The sequence below is a fragment of the Corynebacterium aurimucosum genome (genome assembly GCF_046895345.1).
Classification (GTDB): Bacteria; Actinomycetota; Actinomycetes; order Mycobacteriales; family Mycobacteriaceae; genus Corynebacterium; species Corynebacterium aurimucosum_G.
In genome coordinates this window covers 2,124,262-2,139,254 of the sequence record NZ_CP160096.1, presented here as the reverse complement: position 1 = coordinate 2,139,254, position 14,993 = coordinate 2,124,262, and the positions used below count along the sequence as shown (strand labels likewise).

General features: G+C 58.4%; 18 protein-coding genes and 1 tRNA gene. 7 read left to right on the top strand and 12 right to left on the bottom strand.

Annotated elements, in window-relative coordinates:
* Nucleotides 1-173 precede the first annotated feature (173 nt).
* The 3 genes from ABZS45_RS10100 (at nt 174) to ABZS45_RS10090 (ending at nt 3,452) form a co-directional block, all read left to right on the top strand.
* The gene (locus ABZS45_RS10100) at nt 174-779 is read left to right on the top strand and encodes a GNAT family N-acetyltransferase (protein ID WP_412099699.1); all 606 of its coding nucleotides are present in this window, start codon (nt 174-176) and stop codon (nt 777-779) included.
* Between the two features lie 63 nt (nt 780-842).
* On the top strand, nt 843-1,733 hold the full coding sequence (locus ABZS45_RS10095; protein WP_412099698.1) for a Fic family protein: 891 nt from the start codon (nt 843-845) through the stop codon (nt 1,731-1,733).
* Nucleotides 1,734-1,970: 237 nt separating this feature from the next.
* Nucleotides 1,971-3,452, top strand: a complete 1,482-nt coding sequence (locus ABZS45_RS10090) for an IS1634 family transposase (protein ID WP_412101167.1) — start codon at nt 1,971-1,973, stop codon at nt 3,450-3,452.
* A gap of 188 nt (nt 3,453-3,640) precedes the next feature.
* Here the strand turns inward: ABZS45_RS10090 and ABZS45_RS10085 are convergent, their stop codons facing one another.
* Together ABZS45_RS10085 and ABZS45_RS10080 are read right to left on the bottom strand one after the other, a co-directional pair.
* Complete coding sequence (locus ABZS45_RS10085) at nt 3,641-4,438, bottom strand: ABC transporter ATP-binding protein (RefSeq protein ID WP_010188329.1); 798 nt, start codon at nt 4,436-4,438, stop codon at nt 3,641-3,643.
* A gap of 12 nt (nt 4,439-4,450) precedes the next feature.
* The gene (locus ABZS45_RS10080; RefSeq protein WP_070444741.1) at nt 4,451-5,302 is read right to left on the bottom strand and encodes an ABC transporter permease; all 852 of its coding nucleotides are present in this window, start codon (nt 5,300-5,302) and stop codon (nt 4,451-4,453) included.
* 195 nt (nt 5,303-5,497) lie between these two features.
* On the opposite strand from ABZS45_RS10080, the gene ABZS45_RS10075 reads away from it, so the two are divergent.
* Nucleotides 5,498-6,709 carry an aminotransferase class V-fold PLP-dependent enzyme gene (locus tag ABZS45_RS10075; protein ID WP_412099697.1) on the top strand — a complete coding sequence of 404 codons (1,212 nt, stop codon included), beginning with the start codon at nt 5,498-5,500 and terminating at the stop codon, nt 6,707-6,709.
* On the opposite strand, the gene ABZS45_RS10070 is transcribed toward ABZS45_RS10075, so the two are convergent.
* Together ABZS45_RS10070 and ABZS45_RS10065 are read right to left on the bottom strand one after the other, a co-directional pair.
* A complete protein-coding gene (locus tag ABZS45_RS10070; RefSeq protein WP_412099696.1) occupies nt 6,706-7,662 on the bottom strand; it encodes an NAD(P)H-quinone oxidoreductase in 957 nt (318 codons plus the stop codon). The genes ABZS45_RS10075 and ABZS45_RS10070 overlap by 4 nt on opposite strands.
* Before the next feature lie 15 nt (nt 7,663-7,677).
* The gene (locus ABZS45_RS10065) at nt 7,678-8,574 is read right to left on the bottom strand and encodes an NAD(P)/FAD-dependent oxidoreductase (RefSeq protein WP_412099695.1); all 897 of its coding nucleotides are present in this window, start codon (nt 8,572-8,574) and stop codon (nt 7,678-7,680) included.
* A gap of 146 nt (nt 8,575-8,720) precedes the next feature.
* Here ABZS45_RS10065 and ABZS45_RS10060 point away from each other — a divergent pair.
* Nucleotides 8,721-8,808 (top strand) — tRNA-Ser (locus ABZS45_RS10060).
* A gap of 332 nt (nt 8,809-9,140) precedes the next feature.
* Here the strand turns inward: ABZS45_RS10060 and ABZS45_RS10055 are convergent.
* The 3 genes from ABZS45_RS10055 to ABZS45_RS10045 all read right to left on the bottom strand — a co-directional run bounded on the left by ABZS45_RS10055 (nt 9,141) and on the right by ABZS45_RS10045 (nt 10,944).
* Nucleotides 9,141-9,386, bottom strand: a complete 246-nt coding sequence (locus tag ABZS45_RS10055; RefSeq protein ID WP_412099694.1) for a prevent-host-death family protein — start codon at nt 9,384-9,386, stop codon at nt 9,141-9,143.
* A gap of 66 nt (nt 9,387-9,452) precedes the next feature.
* Nucleotides 9,453-10,208: an NAD-dependent deacylase gene (locus ABZS45_RS10050; RefSeq protein WP_412099693.1), complete on the bottom strand. Its 756-nt coding sequence runs from the start codon at nt 10,206-10,208 to the stop codon at nt 9,453-9,455.
* A gap of 4 nt (nt 10,209-10,212) precedes the next feature.
* On the bottom strand, nt 10,213-10,944 hold the full coding sequence (locus tag ABZS45_RS10045) for a DUF1648 domain-containing protein (RefSeq protein WP_412099692.1): 732 nt from the start codon (nt 10,942-10,944) through the stop codon (nt 10,213-10,215).
* 535 nt (nt 10,945-11,479) lie between these two features.
* On the opposite strand from ABZS45_RS10045, the gene ABZS45_RS10040 reads away from it, so the two are divergent.
* Both ABZS45_RS10040 and ABZS45_RS10035 read left to right on the top strand, forming a co-directional pair.
* Nucleotides 11,480-11,638, top strand: a complete 159-nt coding sequence (locus ABZS45_RS10040; protein ID WP_412099691.1) for a hypothetical protein — start codon at nt 11,480-11,482, stop codon at nt 11,636-11,638.
* A 29-nt stretch (nt 11,639-11,667) separates the two neighbouring features.
* Nucleotides 11,668-11,982: a DUF4288 domain-containing protein gene (locus ABZS45_RS10035; RefSeq protein WP_042528787.1), complete on the top strand. Its 315-nt coding sequence runs from the start codon at nt 11,668-11,670 to the stop codon at nt 11,980-11,982.
* Here ABZS45_RS10035 and ABZS45_RS10030 read toward each other — a convergent pair.
* From ABZS45_RS10030 to ABZS45_RS10010, 5 genes are all read right to left on the bottom strand, one after another.
* Nucleotides 11,979-12,242, bottom strand: a complete 264-nt coding sequence (locus tag ABZS45_RS10030; protein ID WP_412099690.1) for a type II toxin-antitoxin system RelE family toxin — start codon at nt 12,240-12,242, stop codon at nt 11,979-11,981. The two genes, ABZS45_RS10035 and ABZS45_RS10030, sit on opposite strands and share 4 nt — an antisense overlap.
* Complete coding sequence (locus ABZS45_RS10025) at nt 12,226-12,462, bottom strand: ribbon-helix-helix protein, CopG family (protein WP_042528789.1); 237 nt, start codon at nt 12,460-12,462, stop codon at nt 12,226-12,228. The genes ABZS45_RS10030 and ABZS45_RS10025 overlap by 17 nt, the downstream gene beginning before the upstream one ends.
* A gap of 33 nt (nt 12,463-12,495) precedes the next feature.
* Nucleotides 12,496-13,497 carry a ThiF family adenylyltransferase gene (locus tag ABZS45_RS10020; protein ID WP_412099689.1) on the bottom strand — a complete coding sequence of 334 codons (1,002 nt, stop codon included), beginning with the start codon at nt 13,495-13,497 and terminating at the stop codon, nt 12,496-12,498.
* 21 nt (nt 13,498-13,518) lie between these two features.
* The gene (locus ABZS45_RS10015) at nt 13,519-13,734 is read right to left on the bottom strand and encodes a hypothetical protein (RefSeq protein ID WP_412099688.1); all 216 of its coding nucleotides are present in this window, start codon (nt 13,732-13,734) and stop codon (nt 13,519-13,521) included.
* Between the two features lie 67 nt (nt 13,735-13,801).
* Complete coding sequence (locus ABZS45_RS10010) at nt 13,802-14,803, bottom strand: hypothetical protein (protein ID WP_412099687.1); 1,002 nt, start codon at nt 14,801-14,803, stop codon at nt 13,802-13,804.
* Between the last annotated feature and the right edge of the window lie 190 nt (nt 14,804-14,993).

The following is a 14,993-nucleotide window of genomic DNA, read 5'->3' as shown; positions in this document are numbered from 1 at the left end:
AAGTTAAGAGAGAACAGTGCCTGTGATTCAGGCTCGCGACGATTTTAACTTGAAAGGATCTGAGAAAAGAAGCAAATAGAAAAAGTTTCTTTCGTGATTCACCCATACAGGGGTATGCATTCTTCCGGCGTATAGGTCTAAAGGTGAGTTCTACGCAAAAGTACAGTTATCTCATGACCATGAGAAGCGTTGAAGAAATGTGGGCTCCCTTTAGGGTTTCCATCCACGTGGGTGAGCTGAGTCTGCGGGTGCTGCGCGATAGTGACATTGCTGCCATCCATGGTGTTAGCGCCGCAGAGATTTTCGGCGAGCCGCTTCCGGAGTACACGTTCCCGTGGTTGAGGCAGAAGCCGGATCCGAGCTTCCGGTGGGCGCATCGCGCACAGATGTCCCCGGAAGAATGGTCGCTGGATTTTGGCGTGCACCTTGATGGCGAGGTTATCGGCTCGGTGGATCTGCGGGCACAGAATTTCCCCGATAACCATGAGGTTGTAACCGGATCGTGGATCTACCACCGCCTTCAGGGCCGCGGGATAGGTACGCAGATCCGTCATGCCGTTGCGGTCTTCTGCTTTGATTACTTGGGTGCGCATCGGTTGCGCTCGGAGTGGGAGCCGGGGAACGAGGCGTCCCAGGCTGTATCGCGCAAGCTGGGCTACACCATCGAAGGTAACAAGGCCGTACTGCGCAAAGAGGATTACCAGCCGGGGCCGCGAGTGACTGTTACCGGTATGAGCGAGGAGCTGGGCGCGATGTTGGGGATTAACTTCGCACTCTGACGAAGTTTTCGTGAAAAGGGGAGAGTGTCTACTCATTTTCACGGTAGCTTGTAGAATATTGCCATGCTTGACACGCGGATCACCTCAAAGATCGACGCTCTTCTTGATCAGTATGCCGCGGTGCGGGAGGACGCCCGCGAGGCCATCGCGGAGATAGCACGCGCAGAAGTGGCGGAGTCGGTGTATAACTCGAACGCCATTGAGAATTCCACGCTGACTTTGGAGGAGACCGAGAACATTCTGGCCGGGTTTACAACTAGGGCGCATGATTTGCGGGAAGTCTTTGAGGCCACAAACCTGGCGCACGTGACTGAGGAACTAATTCGGGGCGTCGGTAAGCTCGATGCAAACCTTATTCTGCGACTGCATGGTATGTTGCTTCGCAGCATCAACGATGACTGGGCTGGGCGGTTCCGCCGGCGGGGAGAATGGGTACGAGTGGGGGCACATATGGGTGCTAATCCCGAGTATGTAGACCGACTGGTAGAGGACAGTATCACCGAGTACTACGAAGATGAGAGCCACTTTGTCGATCGCATTGCGCGGTTCCACGCGGAATTTGAAATCATCCATCCCTTTTCAGACGGAAATGGGCGCATTGGGCGCGTCATTATCAACCAGCAGCTCATGGAACTCGGTGCCCCGCCCATCATCATCCCGAACAAAGGAAAAGAGCGCCACTACTACCCAGTTTTTCGCAGCTATCCGGTAAGCGGTGATTTTTCAGCGTTGAGCACGCTTATCGCGCAGCAACTCGTTGAATCCCTGCACAAGCGCATCACGCTCATGACCGCGCCGAAGGTAATTCGTTTGTCGGAATGGGCACAAGCGAAAGGGGTTTCTGGGGCCGCGGCCGCCAATAAGGCGGCGCGGGGCACGATTCCGGCCTTCCGACAGCGCGGAACGTGGATGATTGACGCGCAATATGCCAATGAGGCAGGTAGCAGGGGCTAGACGTTTTCCTCGTTGTCGAAGCGCTTGCGCAAATCGCGTACATATTGGCCGACCTCCGGGCCCTGACTTAGGTCATGGGTGGGTGAGTAACGTCACTCTTGACACTGTTACCTGTTGGTTTTCGTCGGTGGGGAGGAATTTTTCCGCACTAAGTGGGTAGTGCCGGGGGTATTCAGTAGTCTGATTTTTGTGAGTCCTTATATTCGCACCGTTAAGACCGCTTCTGGGGCGATGGCGGTGCAGGTAGTGTTCTCTGAACGCAAAGGTGCGAAAAGGATGAAGCATATCGGCTCAGCGCATTCAGAGTCTGAGCTTGCGCTTTTAAGAGCTGAAGCTCAACGCATCGTTGATGGTGACCAACTCGCATTGGACTTCGGCGAGGTAGAACACATCCCACCGGCAACAGGCAGCGTTTGCCACCCGCTGCCGGTAGTCGGTCAGCGGGCCGGATACTTGCTGGACTGTATTGATGCGTGTTTCAACGAGCTAGGTCTTGCTGTAGCAAGCGGTGATGATCCGGTGTTTCGGGATCTGGTGCGTGCCCGGATCATTAATCCCGGCTCAAAGCTGGATTCCATCGAGACTCTTGGAGAGGTTGGCATCACCAGCGCAAGCTACCGCACCATCCAGAGGCGTCTTCCCACCTTCGCAACCGAATCATTCGGGGAGATACTAACCCAAGCGTTGGCCCATCATGCAGGTATCGGGCCAGGTACTTTTATTTTGTACGACGTGACCACCTTGTACTTTGAAACCGATACCGCTGATGAGCTTCGCAAACCCGGGTTTTCCAAAGAGCGCCGCCTAGAGCCGCAAATCCTTGTCGGGCTGCTTACTGATGCCACTGGGTTTCCACTGCATGCGGGGGCGTTTGCTGGCAACTCGGCAGAAACCCACACGATGCTGCCGATGATCACACGGTTCCAAGAGGCCTTTCAACTCGATGAAGTTACCGTCGTTGCTGATGCAGGCATGTTCTCCGCGGCGAACAAACAAGCACTCATCGATGCAGGTCTGCACTACATCTTGTCGGTGAAAACCCCCACCGTGCCTGAGGTGATCGAAACCTGGCGGCGGGAAAACCCCGGTGAAGACTACACCCACGGCCAGATCTGGACACAAGCCTCGGCAAGCGATGGGCGCAAACACACAACCCCGAATACGGTGACGCATTACCAGTACTCCCACGATCGGGCCAGACGCAGCCTGCGCGGAATCAAAGAGCAAGTAGCGAAAGCCAAACGCGCTGTTGACGGCGATATCGCTATCAAGCGCAACCGTTATATCGATCTTTCCGCCCCGAACAAGAAGGTCAACTATGCTCTTGCTGCCAAACACCGAGCCCTTGCCGGAATTAAAGGTTATGAAACCGACCTGACCGCGCTTGCCGCCCAGGAGGTTATCGGGCATTACCGCAGGCTATTTAACATTGAGAAATCATTTCGGATGTCGAAATCAGACCTGAAAGCACGCCCAATCTACGCCAGGAAACAAGACTCCATCACCGCACATCTCAACATTGTCATCGCAGCACTAGCCGTGGCCCACCTAATGGAGACCCGCAGTGGTCAATCCATCAAACGCCTGGTGAGAACACTCAAAAAATACCGCAGCTTCCAACTCGTCGTTGGCGGCGAACCCATCCACGCCGCCGTACCGCTTCCACCCGATATCACCGCCACCATCCAAGCAATCACCGGCCGCGAACTTCCGCACTAAATTGGCCTAAGTCAGGTCACGCTCATGACCGCGCCGAAGGTAATTCGTTTGTCGGAATGGGCACAAGCGAAAGGGGTTTCTGGGGCCGCGGCCGCCAATAAGGCGGCGCGGGGCACGATTCCGGCCTTCCGACAGCGCGGAACGTGGATGATTGACGCGCAATATGCCAATGAGGCAGGTAGCAGGGGCTAGACGTTTTCCTCGTTGTCGAAGCGCTTGCGCAAATCGCGTACATATTGGCCGACCTCCGGGCCTTCGTACTCGCCGACGACCTCGGAGACCTCGCCCACCGAACGGATTTGGCCGTGGTCGATCCACAAGGCGGTATCGCACAGCTGGGCCAGGAAGTCATTGGAGTGGGAGGCAAAAACCAGGATGCCGGAGCGCTTCACCAGGTCCTGGAGGCGGACGCGGGCCTTCGCCATGAAGGCGGCGTCGACGGCGCCGATGCCTTCGTCGAGAAGCAGGATCTCCGGCTCAATGGAGGTCACCACGCCCAGCGCCAGGCGTACGCGCATACCGGTGGAGTAGGTGCGCAGCGGCATGGAGAGGTAATCACCCAGCTCAGAGAACTCCGCGATCTCATCCATCTTGGCCTTCATCTGCTTGATGGTCTGGCCCAAGAAGAGGCCGCGGATGATGATGTTGTCGTATCCGGAGACCTCCGGGTCCATGCCCACGCCGAGGTCGAAGACGGGGGCCACGCGCCCACGGACATCGGCAGCACCGCGCGTAGGTTCGTAGATGCCGGAGAGCAGGCGCAGCAGAGTGGTTTTGCCCGCGCCGTTGTGGCCGACGAGGCCGACGCGGTCACCTTCGCGCAGGTGCAGGTTGATGTCTTTGAGCGCTTCCACCATGACCACGTTCTGGTCATTCTTGCCAATGGAGCCACCGGCCGTGGAGAGCATCGCCTTTTTGAGGGAACGGGACTTGGCATCAAAGATGGGAAAGTCCACGCAAGCGTTATACGTATCAATGGAAACCATGGACGATCCTTTCTAGACCCAGTAGGAGACGCGGAAGCGCCACTGCCGCATGGCTAGGCCAGCGATGAGCAGGCCGGCGACGGTACAGCCGATGACGATGAGCCAGTGATAACCGGCGACGGGCTCGCCGATCATAGGAGCGCGGATGATCTCCATGTAGTGGTAGAGCGGGTTGATCTCAGCGATGCGCGCGCGGCTGGCCACGGCACCGCCCTGCTCCTTCAGGGTGTTGGTCATCCACACGATAGGCGTGACGTAGAAGAGCAGCTGGGTCAGCGCCTCCAGCAGCGGAGCGACGTCACGGAAGCGGGTGGCGATGATGCCGAAGAACATGGCTACCCACACGCCGTTAACCAGGAAGAGTCCTAGCGCCGGGATGAACAGGAAGAACTCCCAGCCCAAGTGGCGCGGGAAGATAAGAATGAGCAGCAGCCAGATGATGAGGTTGTGTCCCAAGAAGAGGGTTTGCCGCCAGACCAGGCGGTAGACGTGCACCGATAGTGGTGCGGGCAGCTGTTTGATCAGGCCCTCGTTGTCGATGAAGACCGTCGAGCCTTCCTTGATGGCGCCCGAAATGAAGTTCCACATGATAAGTCCCACGGTTACGTGGGGCAGGAATTCTGCAACCGGGATCTGGAAGAGCATGGAATACAGCAGGCCCAGGGCCGCGGCCATCACGCCGGTGGCGATGGTGATCCAGAAAGGACCCAGCACCGAGCGGCGGTAGCGCTGCTTGATGTCTTGGATGCCCAGCTTGAACCACAGCTCGCGCTGGCGCGCGCCTTGCAACAGATCGGCGAAGGCCGCCGACATGGTCATGGAACGCGAGGCCGGCTCCTCGCCGGGTGCAGGCGCGGAGGTCATGCGGGCGACGTCGTCACGCAGGTTTTTCTTGTCTTGCACGCCATTCACCCTAGCGCGCACATCCGGCAAACACCTACACACACGCCCTTAACCTGGGAAAACGCCGGCGAGCTGGGAAAATCGAGGGTTAGGAAAGATTTACGTGGGGCGTATAGAGTAGGGAGTCGATCGGACGATTCGAGGAAGGGTTGAAGCATGACGGAACAGTATGACGTCGCCAGCGTGCGAGGTCTTTACACTGGTCTGTCCGATGGTTGGACCTACCTGAACGCGCACGCCGCGCCGCAAATTGCGGAACGCGTGGCCTCTGGCGTTGCCCGTTCTTTCCGCATGTCCGCCACGGTGAAACCGCTGGAGGATGCCGTGGGCGCGCACTCGGCGCATCACGACCCCGGGGAGCTCCACGCGGCAGGCATGTATGCTTCCGCGCGCCGAGCAGTGGCGGATCTCACGGGGGCGACAGCGGAGCGGGTCATCCTGGGCCCGTCGTTGCCTGTGCTGTACCAGTCTTTGGGTGTCGCACTGCGTCCGCTGCTGCGTCGCCAGTCTTCGGTGGTGCTTTCCCGCTTTGATCCGCCGGAGGTTACGAGCGCGTTTGAGCACGTGCGCGCTGATATTCGGTGGGCTCAGCCAGATTTGGGCACGGGCGAGCTGCCGGCCTTCCAATACGCTGATCTGGTTGATGGCTCGACGCGTTTTGTCGCCTTTTCTGCCGCCCACGAGCTGCTGGGCACTGTAACACCGGCCGCGGAGATCATCGATGCGGTCCATGAGCGTTCGCGCGCCTGGGTGCTTGTCGACGTCTCCTCGATCGCCTCCTACCGCCTCCTCGACTTTGATGCGATTGGGGCGGATATCCTCGGCGTGGATGTGGGCGCTCTCGGTGGCCCGCAGATGGCGGCGCTGGTCTTCCGCGATACCGCGATGTTCCGCCGTCTTGATGAGCTTGTCGTTGGCCCGGTTTCCGCAGGCTTGGCGGGTGGTGTTGGTCCCCTAGTGGATCATCTAGCAGAACTCGCTGGCGGGGAGCGCGGCTCGCGCCGCGTGCGCCTGACGCGTTCGATGCAAGCTCTCTCCGGTTATATGGAGGAACTCACCGGGGATCTCTACAGCTTGTTGGGTACGCTGCCGGCCGTCCACATCCTTGGCGTGACGGGTGAGGCGGCTGCCGACGCCTCCGATGACCGCCTCCCACGCCTCACCTTTGCCGTGCGTGATGTGCCTGCGGACGTGATCCACCGCCGCCTCTTCGATAATGGTTTGGTGACTACCATCGCCCCGCACACCCCGCTGCTCACGGAGATGGGCGTGGAAGAGGTTGGTGGTGCCGTTACGGTTTCGCTGAGTCCGTTTAGCACCTACCACGACGTGGAGCACTTGACCCGCGTGGTCGCGTCTTTGGCTTAGACCTCGAGGACGAGCTTGCCCGTGACCTCGCCGGAGTCGAGGGCTTTGTGGGCTTCGGCGGCGCGAGCAAGCGCAAATGTGCGATGCAGGTGGTGCTTGACGCTGCCGTTCTCTAGCCAAGGCCAGACATTCTTGACGGTGTCCGCAACGATGGCGGCCTTGCCCTCCAACGAGCGGGAGCGCAGCGTGGTGCCCTGCAGGGTCAGGCGCTTGTTGAGGAGGATGGCCATGTTGAGCTCCGCTTTTGTTCCGCCCTGCATGCCGATAGTGACCATGTGGCCGCCCTTAGCCAGCGCGATGAGGTTTTTCTTCAAGTACTTCGCGCCCATGATGTCGAGGATGACATCGCACTGATTCTTCAGCTCTTCGGCGAAGTCTTGCTCGTTGTAGTTGATAAGGATGTCCGCGCCGAGCTCCTTGCAGGTCTCCAGCTTCTCATCGGAGCCGGCCGTCACGGCGACGGTGGCGCCGAGGTTTTTCGCCACCTGGATGGCGAAGGTGCCGATACCGCCCGCGCCACCGTGGATGAGGATGGTTTGCCCCTGTGTGAGGCCCGCCTCCATGGCGATATTGGACCACACGGTGCAGGCAACTTCGATGACGGCGGCTGCTTCGGCGAAGGAATAACTGGTGGGGATGGGCAGCAGCTGGCCTTTCGGGACGGCCACGTATTCGGCGTAGCCGCCGCCGGCCAGTAGCGCGCCGACCTTGGAGCCAACCTCGACGTCGGTGGTGCCTGCGTCAACGACTTCGCCTGCGACTTCGAGGCCGATGATCTCCGAGGCGCCCGGTGGTGGCGGGTAGTGCCCGCGGGCTTGGAGTAGGTCGGCGCGGTTCACGCCAGCGGCTTTGACTTTAACGAGGACTTCGCCGGCAGCTAGTTCTGGTGTGGCGACATCCCCCAACTCTAGCGAGTGTGGGTCTTCCGGATTGGTCTGAATGATAGCTTTCATGCCACACCACCGTACTTAAATCCAATCATCCTCGACGAGGAAGGCGTTAACCGCGATGGCTGCGGCGTTGGCTTCGCCCATCGCTACCGCGACCTGTGCCGGTGGGTTGACCACGTTGCCCACCGCCCAGATACGCGGGTGGCTGGTGGCACCGGCGGGGCCAACCTTGATGAGGCTGCCGCCCATCGCAGCCGGCGGGCTGTGGCGCTCGAGGTTGAGGTCAGCGAGAAACTCATCGTGTGGGTGAGGGACAGGCATGTAGAACAGCGCATCGACGGCATGTTCACTGTCTCCAACCAGGACTTTTCCGTCCTGGAAGGCGGTGACGGGGCCGTCGACAAGCGCAATGCCCCGCCGGGTCAGGTCAGTGCGCTGCTCCTCGGTGAGCTCCATGCCGTTGGTGAAGAAGGTGATGTCCTTGGACCACTGGCGCAGGAGCGCTGCATGGTGCAGGGAGAACTCGCCGATGCAGAGAACACCGAGCTTCTTGTCGGCGACCTCGAACCCGTGGCAGTAAGGGCAGTGGAGGACTGTGTCTCCCCAGTTTTCTTTCAGGCCCGGGATGTTTGGATGCACATCGTCCACGCCGCTGGCGACGATGATAGAGCGGGCGGCGATGGTCTCACCGTTGCTCAACGTGGCGGTGAGCGTGCGGTCATTATCGGTGACGGATTTTACGGTGGCGTTTAGGATCTGTACGCCGTAGTTGCGGAGCTGTTTCTTGCCGCGCTCCTGGAACTCGAGTGGTGGTGTGCCCTCGAGGGCGATGACACCGTGGATTTCGTGGGCGAAGCGATTGCGGGGAGTGGAGGAATCAACAATAAGGACGCTGCGGCGTGCGCGGACCATGACCAGGGCTGCCTGGAGGCCAGCCGCGCCACCGCCGATGATGAGGGTATCTACTGTCTGCATAGGCCCGAGTAAACCAGAGCAAGGTGCATGCGGCAATGGCTTTCAGTAGGTTGCGCTTTGCACAACGTGATGAGGCGAATTCTTCTCCCGCGGCGGAGTCTAGTACTCTGAACGTGTTGCGCGCGGTGCATGCTGACGCGTGACAAGGAGGCGTGGCAGAGCGGCCGAATGCACTGGTCTTGAAAACCAGCGTGGGGAAACTCACCGCGGGTTCAAATCCCGCCGCCTCCGCCAATTGTTTTGGGGGTCATTTGTAGCGGCTTTGCTTCTGTCCCATGCGGCTGTAACGAAGCTCAGAACGCATCCTGCCAGTAGGAATCCGCTAATTTGCAGGTGGGTGGCCGAGTTTCCGCCGCCGCCAGCCACGACGAGGAAAATCGAAAATGCAATCGCGACAAGGCAGTGGATGACCAAACGGCCATGTGCCCCAAGGCGACAGTGCGGCCAGAACTTCCCGATGGCCCAGCTCACAGCTGTGAGAATGGCATAAAAAGTTATCCCGGCTAATGCGCCTGGAACTAGGTAGAGCATGGATTCATCTCCTCTCTGGGGAATAATGGTTGTGGTTAGGTGAGACCGAGTTCTTTTTTAAGGTCTTCGTGTGAAATCTCTACGGCTTCTCCTCGGGCAATCTCTGCGGTCTGAACATCCTCACGATCTTCCAGTGCTTCGACTGCGCGGGTGAAAAATGAAGGAGAAACGACAAAAGCGCGAATCCGGCTTCCACGACTAGTGATGGCGACGGGCGTGTGCTGTGCCTCTTCAAGAATTTGGCTTTGGGATTGGCGGAATTGACTGGACGTCACTGACATCGTTTTCATACTACAAATGTACATCTTGTACATTTTGGTGGGCAAGGGCCGCGGGGTTTCTGGTTGCTACTCGTCTTTGCCATCGATCCGCCCCGCCAAGATACGAGGCAGCGCCTCCGCTGCGGTGGCCGTGACCACGACGTCGGCAAGCGACGAGAGGTCCGTGGGCTGCGGGGTGACTTCCACGATGGGGATGCCGCGCGCGTGGGCAATCTGCGGCAGGCCGGCGGCGGGATAGACCACGCCGGAGGTGCCCACGATGAGTAGCGCGTCTGCGGTGGATATGCGGTGCTCGGCCTCGGCCCATTCGTCGTTGGGCAAAGCCTCACCGAACCACACGACGCCCGGGCGCACGAGCCCGCCGCACACGGGGCACTCGGGTGGAGTAATCGCTTCGACAGGTTCATTCGGCAGCGCGATGTCCTCGTCATAGGGTGTATCGCAGTCGGTGCAGCGGAAGGCGAACAAGGAGCCGTGTAGGTGTACCACGTCCTGGCTTCCGGCGCGCTCGTGCAGGTTATCGATGTTTTGCGTGGTCACCGTCATGCCGCGTGCGGCAGCAATCGCGCGGTGCCCGGCGTTGGGCTCGGCCCGCTGCGCCAGCCGGGCGCGCCACAGGTACCAGGCGAACATCGGCTCAGGCTCGCTGCGCCATGCGCTTATCGACGCCATCGCCACCGGATCCACGTTCTCCCAAATGCCCGTCTGCGCATCGCGGTACGTGGCGATGCCGCTGTCCGCACTCATACCCGCGCCGGTGAACACCTCGACGTGGGTGGCATCAGAAAGAATCGAGTGTGCGCGCTCAAACAGGTGCTCCATATGCCTAGAGTACGGCGATGAGCACGCAGAATGCCATGGATGCGGCGAGAGCGATGCCCATGCGCCATAGGTAGCGCCGACCAGGTTCGTGCGCGGTGTTGATCTGCAGCTTCGAAGGATTCGTGGAAAAGACTGCCATGCACATCGGGTCTTTAGGTTCTTTGTAGACTCCCATGCCAGCGGCAAAGCGAAGTGTTTTGTTACGAGTCTGTTCATCATGGTCGGTGGGTATGGCTTTCACGTCCTTCGCGGATGTCAGCGTCAATCGGACGCCCTGAATCATGATGAACAGGGTGAAGGCTATCCACGCGGCCACGAGGAGAAAGCCCGAGAAGGGGATGTCCGGTACAACCGTGCAGACCGCGGTGAGGCACACGCAGGTCGTCATGGAGAGGACTGTCTGAGCGATGAACGTGGTGGTCTTTTCGGTGAGAAGCTCCGCGCGCTGTGCGGTGGCCTCGGAGAAAGGAAGCGCTGACTCCGCCGGAACCTGTGCTGTCTTTCGTCCCAGCGAGATCGGCGGCACGCACAACGGCAGCGCGATGGCGAAGACAACGCCAATCCACACCAGGGCCGTTGCGTTGAAGAAAGACTTGGGCTCGAAGCGGTCCGGGTTGCCCGAGCCATCGAAGTGGACAGGGATGGGATCAGGCACCGAATCCCATCGCAGCAGCATGTACACCAGCGTGAGAGCACACATCACAGCGGTGGCGACGTAATATTGGCGGCTTCTCATGCCAGTGAGTTTACAAGGTGACCGGCTGTTGACTGCGAAGAAGCAATCACTCCCGTACATGGTTCCAGTCAAAAGGTTCGCTTGGGGGCAAGTAAACCATCTGCACCTAGGTAGATGGTTCGTTTGGGTGTAAACAAACCATCTGACTAGAACCATGTGAGGGGAACCCTTTGTGGGGCAAGTAGTGCGGACTCTTGGGGGCTGATTGGTCGATGAAGGGGGCAAAGATGGTCCCTTCATTTTGGTCTCTTTACTTTGGTCCTTTCACTGAGCAAAAGGACCATCTGGGCGCAGGAAACTGGCTGTAAATGGTCCCTTTACGGTGAGTTGGGACCAGAGTATAGGGACCAAACTAAAGGGACCATGTGGCAGGGGCGTCGAGAAGGTGGAGCTGCCGGTTACGGGGTTAGAAAATCTCACAGCGAGCGGCGTGAAGCTAGTCGGCCACGCCCTGCTCGGCCTCTAGGTCATCGAGAGAGATGGTCTCTAGCTCGCCACGGCGTGCGGCCTCGGCCTCGGCCTCGAGCTCGGAGATGTGCTCTTGCCAGGCATCGATGCCGCCGCGCAGCGAGTAGACGTTGCTGAAGCCGCGGGCGCGGAATGGGTCTTCATGGCAATGAACTTACAGGGCGACCGGCTGATTCTTTCCACGCTACGTGGTCTGGGTGAGCAGGTAGAGTCGAGCTCAAGCTGACCAAGAACCGGAAAGGACAGTAGCCGGCAATGGAACCTTATGTTGGAATTGTCGTGATGGAGCTTGCTAAAAAGTCCAGTTCATCTGCCCAAAGCTTCTTCCGCGAGGACTTTTATATTGTGTATGCGGAGTCGGACGAGAAGGCTCGAGAACGTGTTGAAGCGATGGCGAACGAGCAGGCTGATGGTGAGGACGTGAAGGTACGGCACATCGTGGATGTCGCGCCAGCCCTCTATGGTTATGTAGACCGCGATTGCGATCTTTACTCGCGGCACTTTGCGAACCTAGAGGACTATGAGCGTTTCGAGATGAAGCTCGGCGGAACCGACCCGTTGGCTGATTAATCGTAGACTTCGCGTCGGTGACCTAAATCAACAACGGTGACAGTGACTGTGTTTTCGTATATTGCCGCGATAACGTGATAGTCTCCGACTCGCCAGCGCCACAGACCGGATTTATCCCCCACGAGACCCTTGCCGCGCGAGCGCGGGTCTTCGAGTTCTGCCACTTCGCGAAGAAACCTGCTGACTCTCTTCTGCGTTGGTTTGTCTAACTTTCGGAAGGCTTTCGCACCGCGCGGCGTGAAGCTAATTCTCCACGCCACATTCAGCCTCTAGGTCTTCAAGAGAAATGGTCTCTAGCTCGCCACGGCGTGCGGCCTCGGCCTCGGCCTCCAGCGCATAGACGTATTCCAACTGGTCCAAGTAAGCGTCAAGTGCCTTTCGGAGGTAAAACGCGCCAGAACGTCCAGTCTTGGACGCCAAAGAATCAAGGCGCTCCTTTTGCTCTGCGTCAATACGCAAACTGATAACTGAACTACTCATGTAAACATGATTACACGAGGTGAAGTCCCATGTCTAGACCCCATCGCGATGAGATTCTTGCCAAGCGTCGATGCCACCGCGCAGCGAGTAGACGTTGCTGAAGCCGCGGGCGCGCAGAGCGTCGACGGCCGGGGCGGAGCGCAGGCCGCTGGCGCAGTAGAGGACGGCGAGGTCGGCGGGGTCGATGGGCGGGTTGTGGCCAGCGAGGATCTCATCGAGCGGGAGGTGCTGCGAGCCGGGGATGAGGGAAGCGGCGCGCTCGGGGGCGGTGCGGACGTCGATAAGCGTGGCGTCTTCTGGAATGTTGCGAATATCCGTGGGGTTGTCGGGGCGTGCCGGGGTGGCGCCGTTCGCGCGCACGGGGATGTATTCCCAGGTCCCGGCGAGGGAATCGTAATAGCCCAGCGTGCCGATGAGCGGGGTGCCGATACCCGTGAGGAGCTTAAGCGCCTCCACCGCTAGGGCGGAGCCGGCCACGCCGACGACTGGGCCCATCACGCCGGCCTGTGAGCAGGAGGGTACCTGCGGGTCGGTGGGGAAGAGGTCCTCGTAGACCGGGCCGTGGCCGGAGTGGAAGACGGTGAGCTGCGCGTCATAACCCAGGAGTGAGGCCCACACGTGCGGAATGCCCAGCTCATGGGCGGCCCAGGAGGCCAGGTGGCGGGAGTAGAAGTTATCGGTGCCGTCGATGATGAGGTCAGCGCCGCGCAGTTGCTCCAGGGTGGTATCGGGTGTGAGGCGCGAGAACTGCTCGACGGTGCACTCCGGGTTGAGGGCGTTCATGGCCGCAGCAGCGGATTCGGTTTTGGGCTGGCCTACGGTTGCTGTGCTGTGGATGACTTGGCGGTGCAGGTTGGAGAGGGAGACGGTGTCGTCGTCGAAAAGCAGGATGCGCCCCACGCCTGCGCCTGCCAGGTAGAGAAGGGCAGGCGAGCCCAGGCCGCCGGCGCCGATGACAGCGACGGTGGAAGCGCGAAGCCGTTGCTGTGTGGAGGTTCCCCAGAGGGCTTTCTGTCGTGCGTAGCGTGAACTCATTCTGAAGTTCTCCGAGTTTTCCTAGACTTTTGCCTTGATTTCTATTGTTTCCTGCAGTGGATTCTGATTAAAGAATTCGGTTTCAATCCCGGTTGGTGTCGATATTCTAAGCTTTGGCGGGATCGTGCTTCGTCCTACCTCGACGCTCACTCGAACGTCCTCCACGCCCTTGATGGCCACCAGTGTGTTGACCTTGATGACGAGTTCATCTTTGCCAGAAATGTCGGCTAGGCGCATCAGCCAGGCAGTGGACTTGCGATTTCCACGCGAGGTAAAGAACCGAAAAATAAAGCTCTTCTAGACGTTATTCCGTCCGTTTATCGAAAGGGTAAATAGACATCGGAATTGTGTATGCACCTTTTGCAGTACCACCTTGCATAAGCTGGCTAAGCTTCGCGATATGCGTGCCATCCTTATCCGCAGCTGGGTCTTTGAATGAAAAGGAATGTACGCGAAGCTCCTCAGCACCGTCAATTGGCTGAGTAACGATATGTACATTTCCGCCGTCGATTGTTGCAGATACAGGGCGGCGATCTGCGCCGATTAGCGTTTCGGTTTCTTTAACTTCCTGACGCTCGAGATCAAGTGTCACGATCGTTCCTCGACTCGCAAAGTACGACACGCTTCCTTCTTCGTAGCGAGAGGACCTATTTACGCCTGGTGTCGGCAGCCTTTCGATATTTCCTTCGTGCTTTATAGCTGGTTTTTCATCCGAGGTATCAACCGAGACAACATACGCACCACCAATATCGTCAGGAAATGAAATATATGATTTTTCTTTCCCACACCCAAGAACAGAGAAGTATTCGGATGCGACTGTTCCGGCAGGTGTATCAAGGCGAGATTCAGACAACAACCCGTCGACTCCCATACGCACAAGCGTTAAACCGCTTCCGTCATCTTCATCACGTTCTATCCAGACAGCTTTTTCATCAGTACAAGCCCTTAAAGCGACTGGTCTCCTATCGCGAGTTACCGTGCTTGTAGTTTCCTTAGTTGCGAGCACTATGCGGCTCGCATACGGACTATCACTCGTGCTTTCGTTAAAAACAAACACTGCTGCTTTATTGTCCACAGAACCAGCAGAAGCCGTTTGGGTTGGTAGACCTAGACTTGGGAGTGATTTCTCAGATTGTTTGCGAAAATCTGAATCAAAGACAACCAATTGATCCTTATCTGGAGCCACATACCCTTCACCGAGCCTCTCCATCGAAGGGTTATACACCGATGCAAGTTCAGCGAGAGAGTCCACCTCGTCAGTGCTCGTTCCAAAAACATAATTGTGGTTGCTTACGGAAGGAGTCACAGACACAGCTCTAGCGATCCCACCCCATTCCCAAGTAGCAAAAGATTTCGATGTTTGTGAACGCTCTTGCGCACACGAAGAAACGACAAGTGCACAGACGCCGAGAGCGCAAACCGCTAGGAGTTTTCGAAGTAGTGCTATGAGCATCGCGCTTTCACTTTCTGGATCCAAGGCCATTTCCCGTCCATAC

Excerpts from the sequence above, each read along its gene's own strand:
- ABZS45_RS10100 (WP_412099699.1), top strand. The coding sequence starts at position 174 with ATGACCATGAGAAGCGTTGAAGAAATGTGGGCTCCCTTTAGGGTTTCC.
- ABZS45_RS10095 (WP_412099698.1), top strand. The coding sequence starts at position 843 with ATGCTTGACACGCGGATCACCTCAAAGATCGACGCTCTTCTTGATCAG.
- ABZS45_RS10085 (WP_010188329.1), bottom strand. The coding sequence starts at position 4,438 with ATGGTTTCCATTGATACGTATAACGCTTGCGTGGACTTTCCCATCTTT.
- ABZS45_RS10080 (WP_070444741.1), bottom strand. The coding sequence starts at position 5,302 with ATGACCTCCGCGCCTGCACCCGGCGAGGAGCCGGCCTCGCGTTCCATG.
- ABZS45_RS10075 (WP_412099697.1), top strand. The coding sequence starts at position 5,498 with ATGACGGAACAGTATGACGTCGCCAGCGTGCGAGGTCTTTACACTGGT.
- ABZS45_RS10070 (WP_412099696.1), bottom strand. The coding sequence starts at position 7,662 with ATGAAAGCTATCATTCAGACCAATCCGGAAGACCCACACTCGCTAGAG.
- ABZS45_RS10065 (WP_412099695.1), bottom strand. The coding sequence starts at position 8,574 with ATGCAGACAGTAGATACCCTCATCATCGGCGGTGGCGCGGCTGGCCTC.
- ABZS45_RS10055 (WP_412099694.1), bottom strand. The coding sequence starts at position 9,386 with ATGTCAGTGACGTCCAGTCAATTCCGCCAATCCCAAAGCCAAATTCTT.
- ABZS45_RS10050 (WP_412099693.1), bottom strand. The coding sequence starts at position 10,208 with ATGGAGCACCTGTTTGAGCGCGCACACTCGATTCTTTCTGATGCCACC.
- ABZS45_RS10045 (WP_412099692.1), bottom strand. The coding sequence starts at position 10,944 with ATGAGAAGCCGCCAATATTACGTCGCCACCGCTGTGATGTGTGCTCTC.
- ABZS45_RS10035 (WP_042528787.1), top strand. The coding sequence starts at position 11,668 with ATGGAACCTTATGTTGGAATTGTCGTGATGGAGCTTGCTAAAAAGTCC.
- ABZS45_RS10025 (WP_042528789.1), bottom strand. The coding sequence starts at position 12,462 with ATGAGTAGTTCAGTTATCAGTTTGCGTATTGACGCAGAGCAAAAGGAG.
- ABZS45_RS10020 (WP_412099689.1), bottom strand. The coding sequence starts at position 13,497 with ATGAGTTCACGCTACGCACGACAGAAAGCCCTCTGGGGAACCTCCACA.
- ABZS45_RS10015 (WP_412099688.1), bottom strand. The coding sequence starts at position 13,734 with ATGCGCCTAGCCGACATTTCTGGCAAAGATGAACTCGTCATCAAGGTC.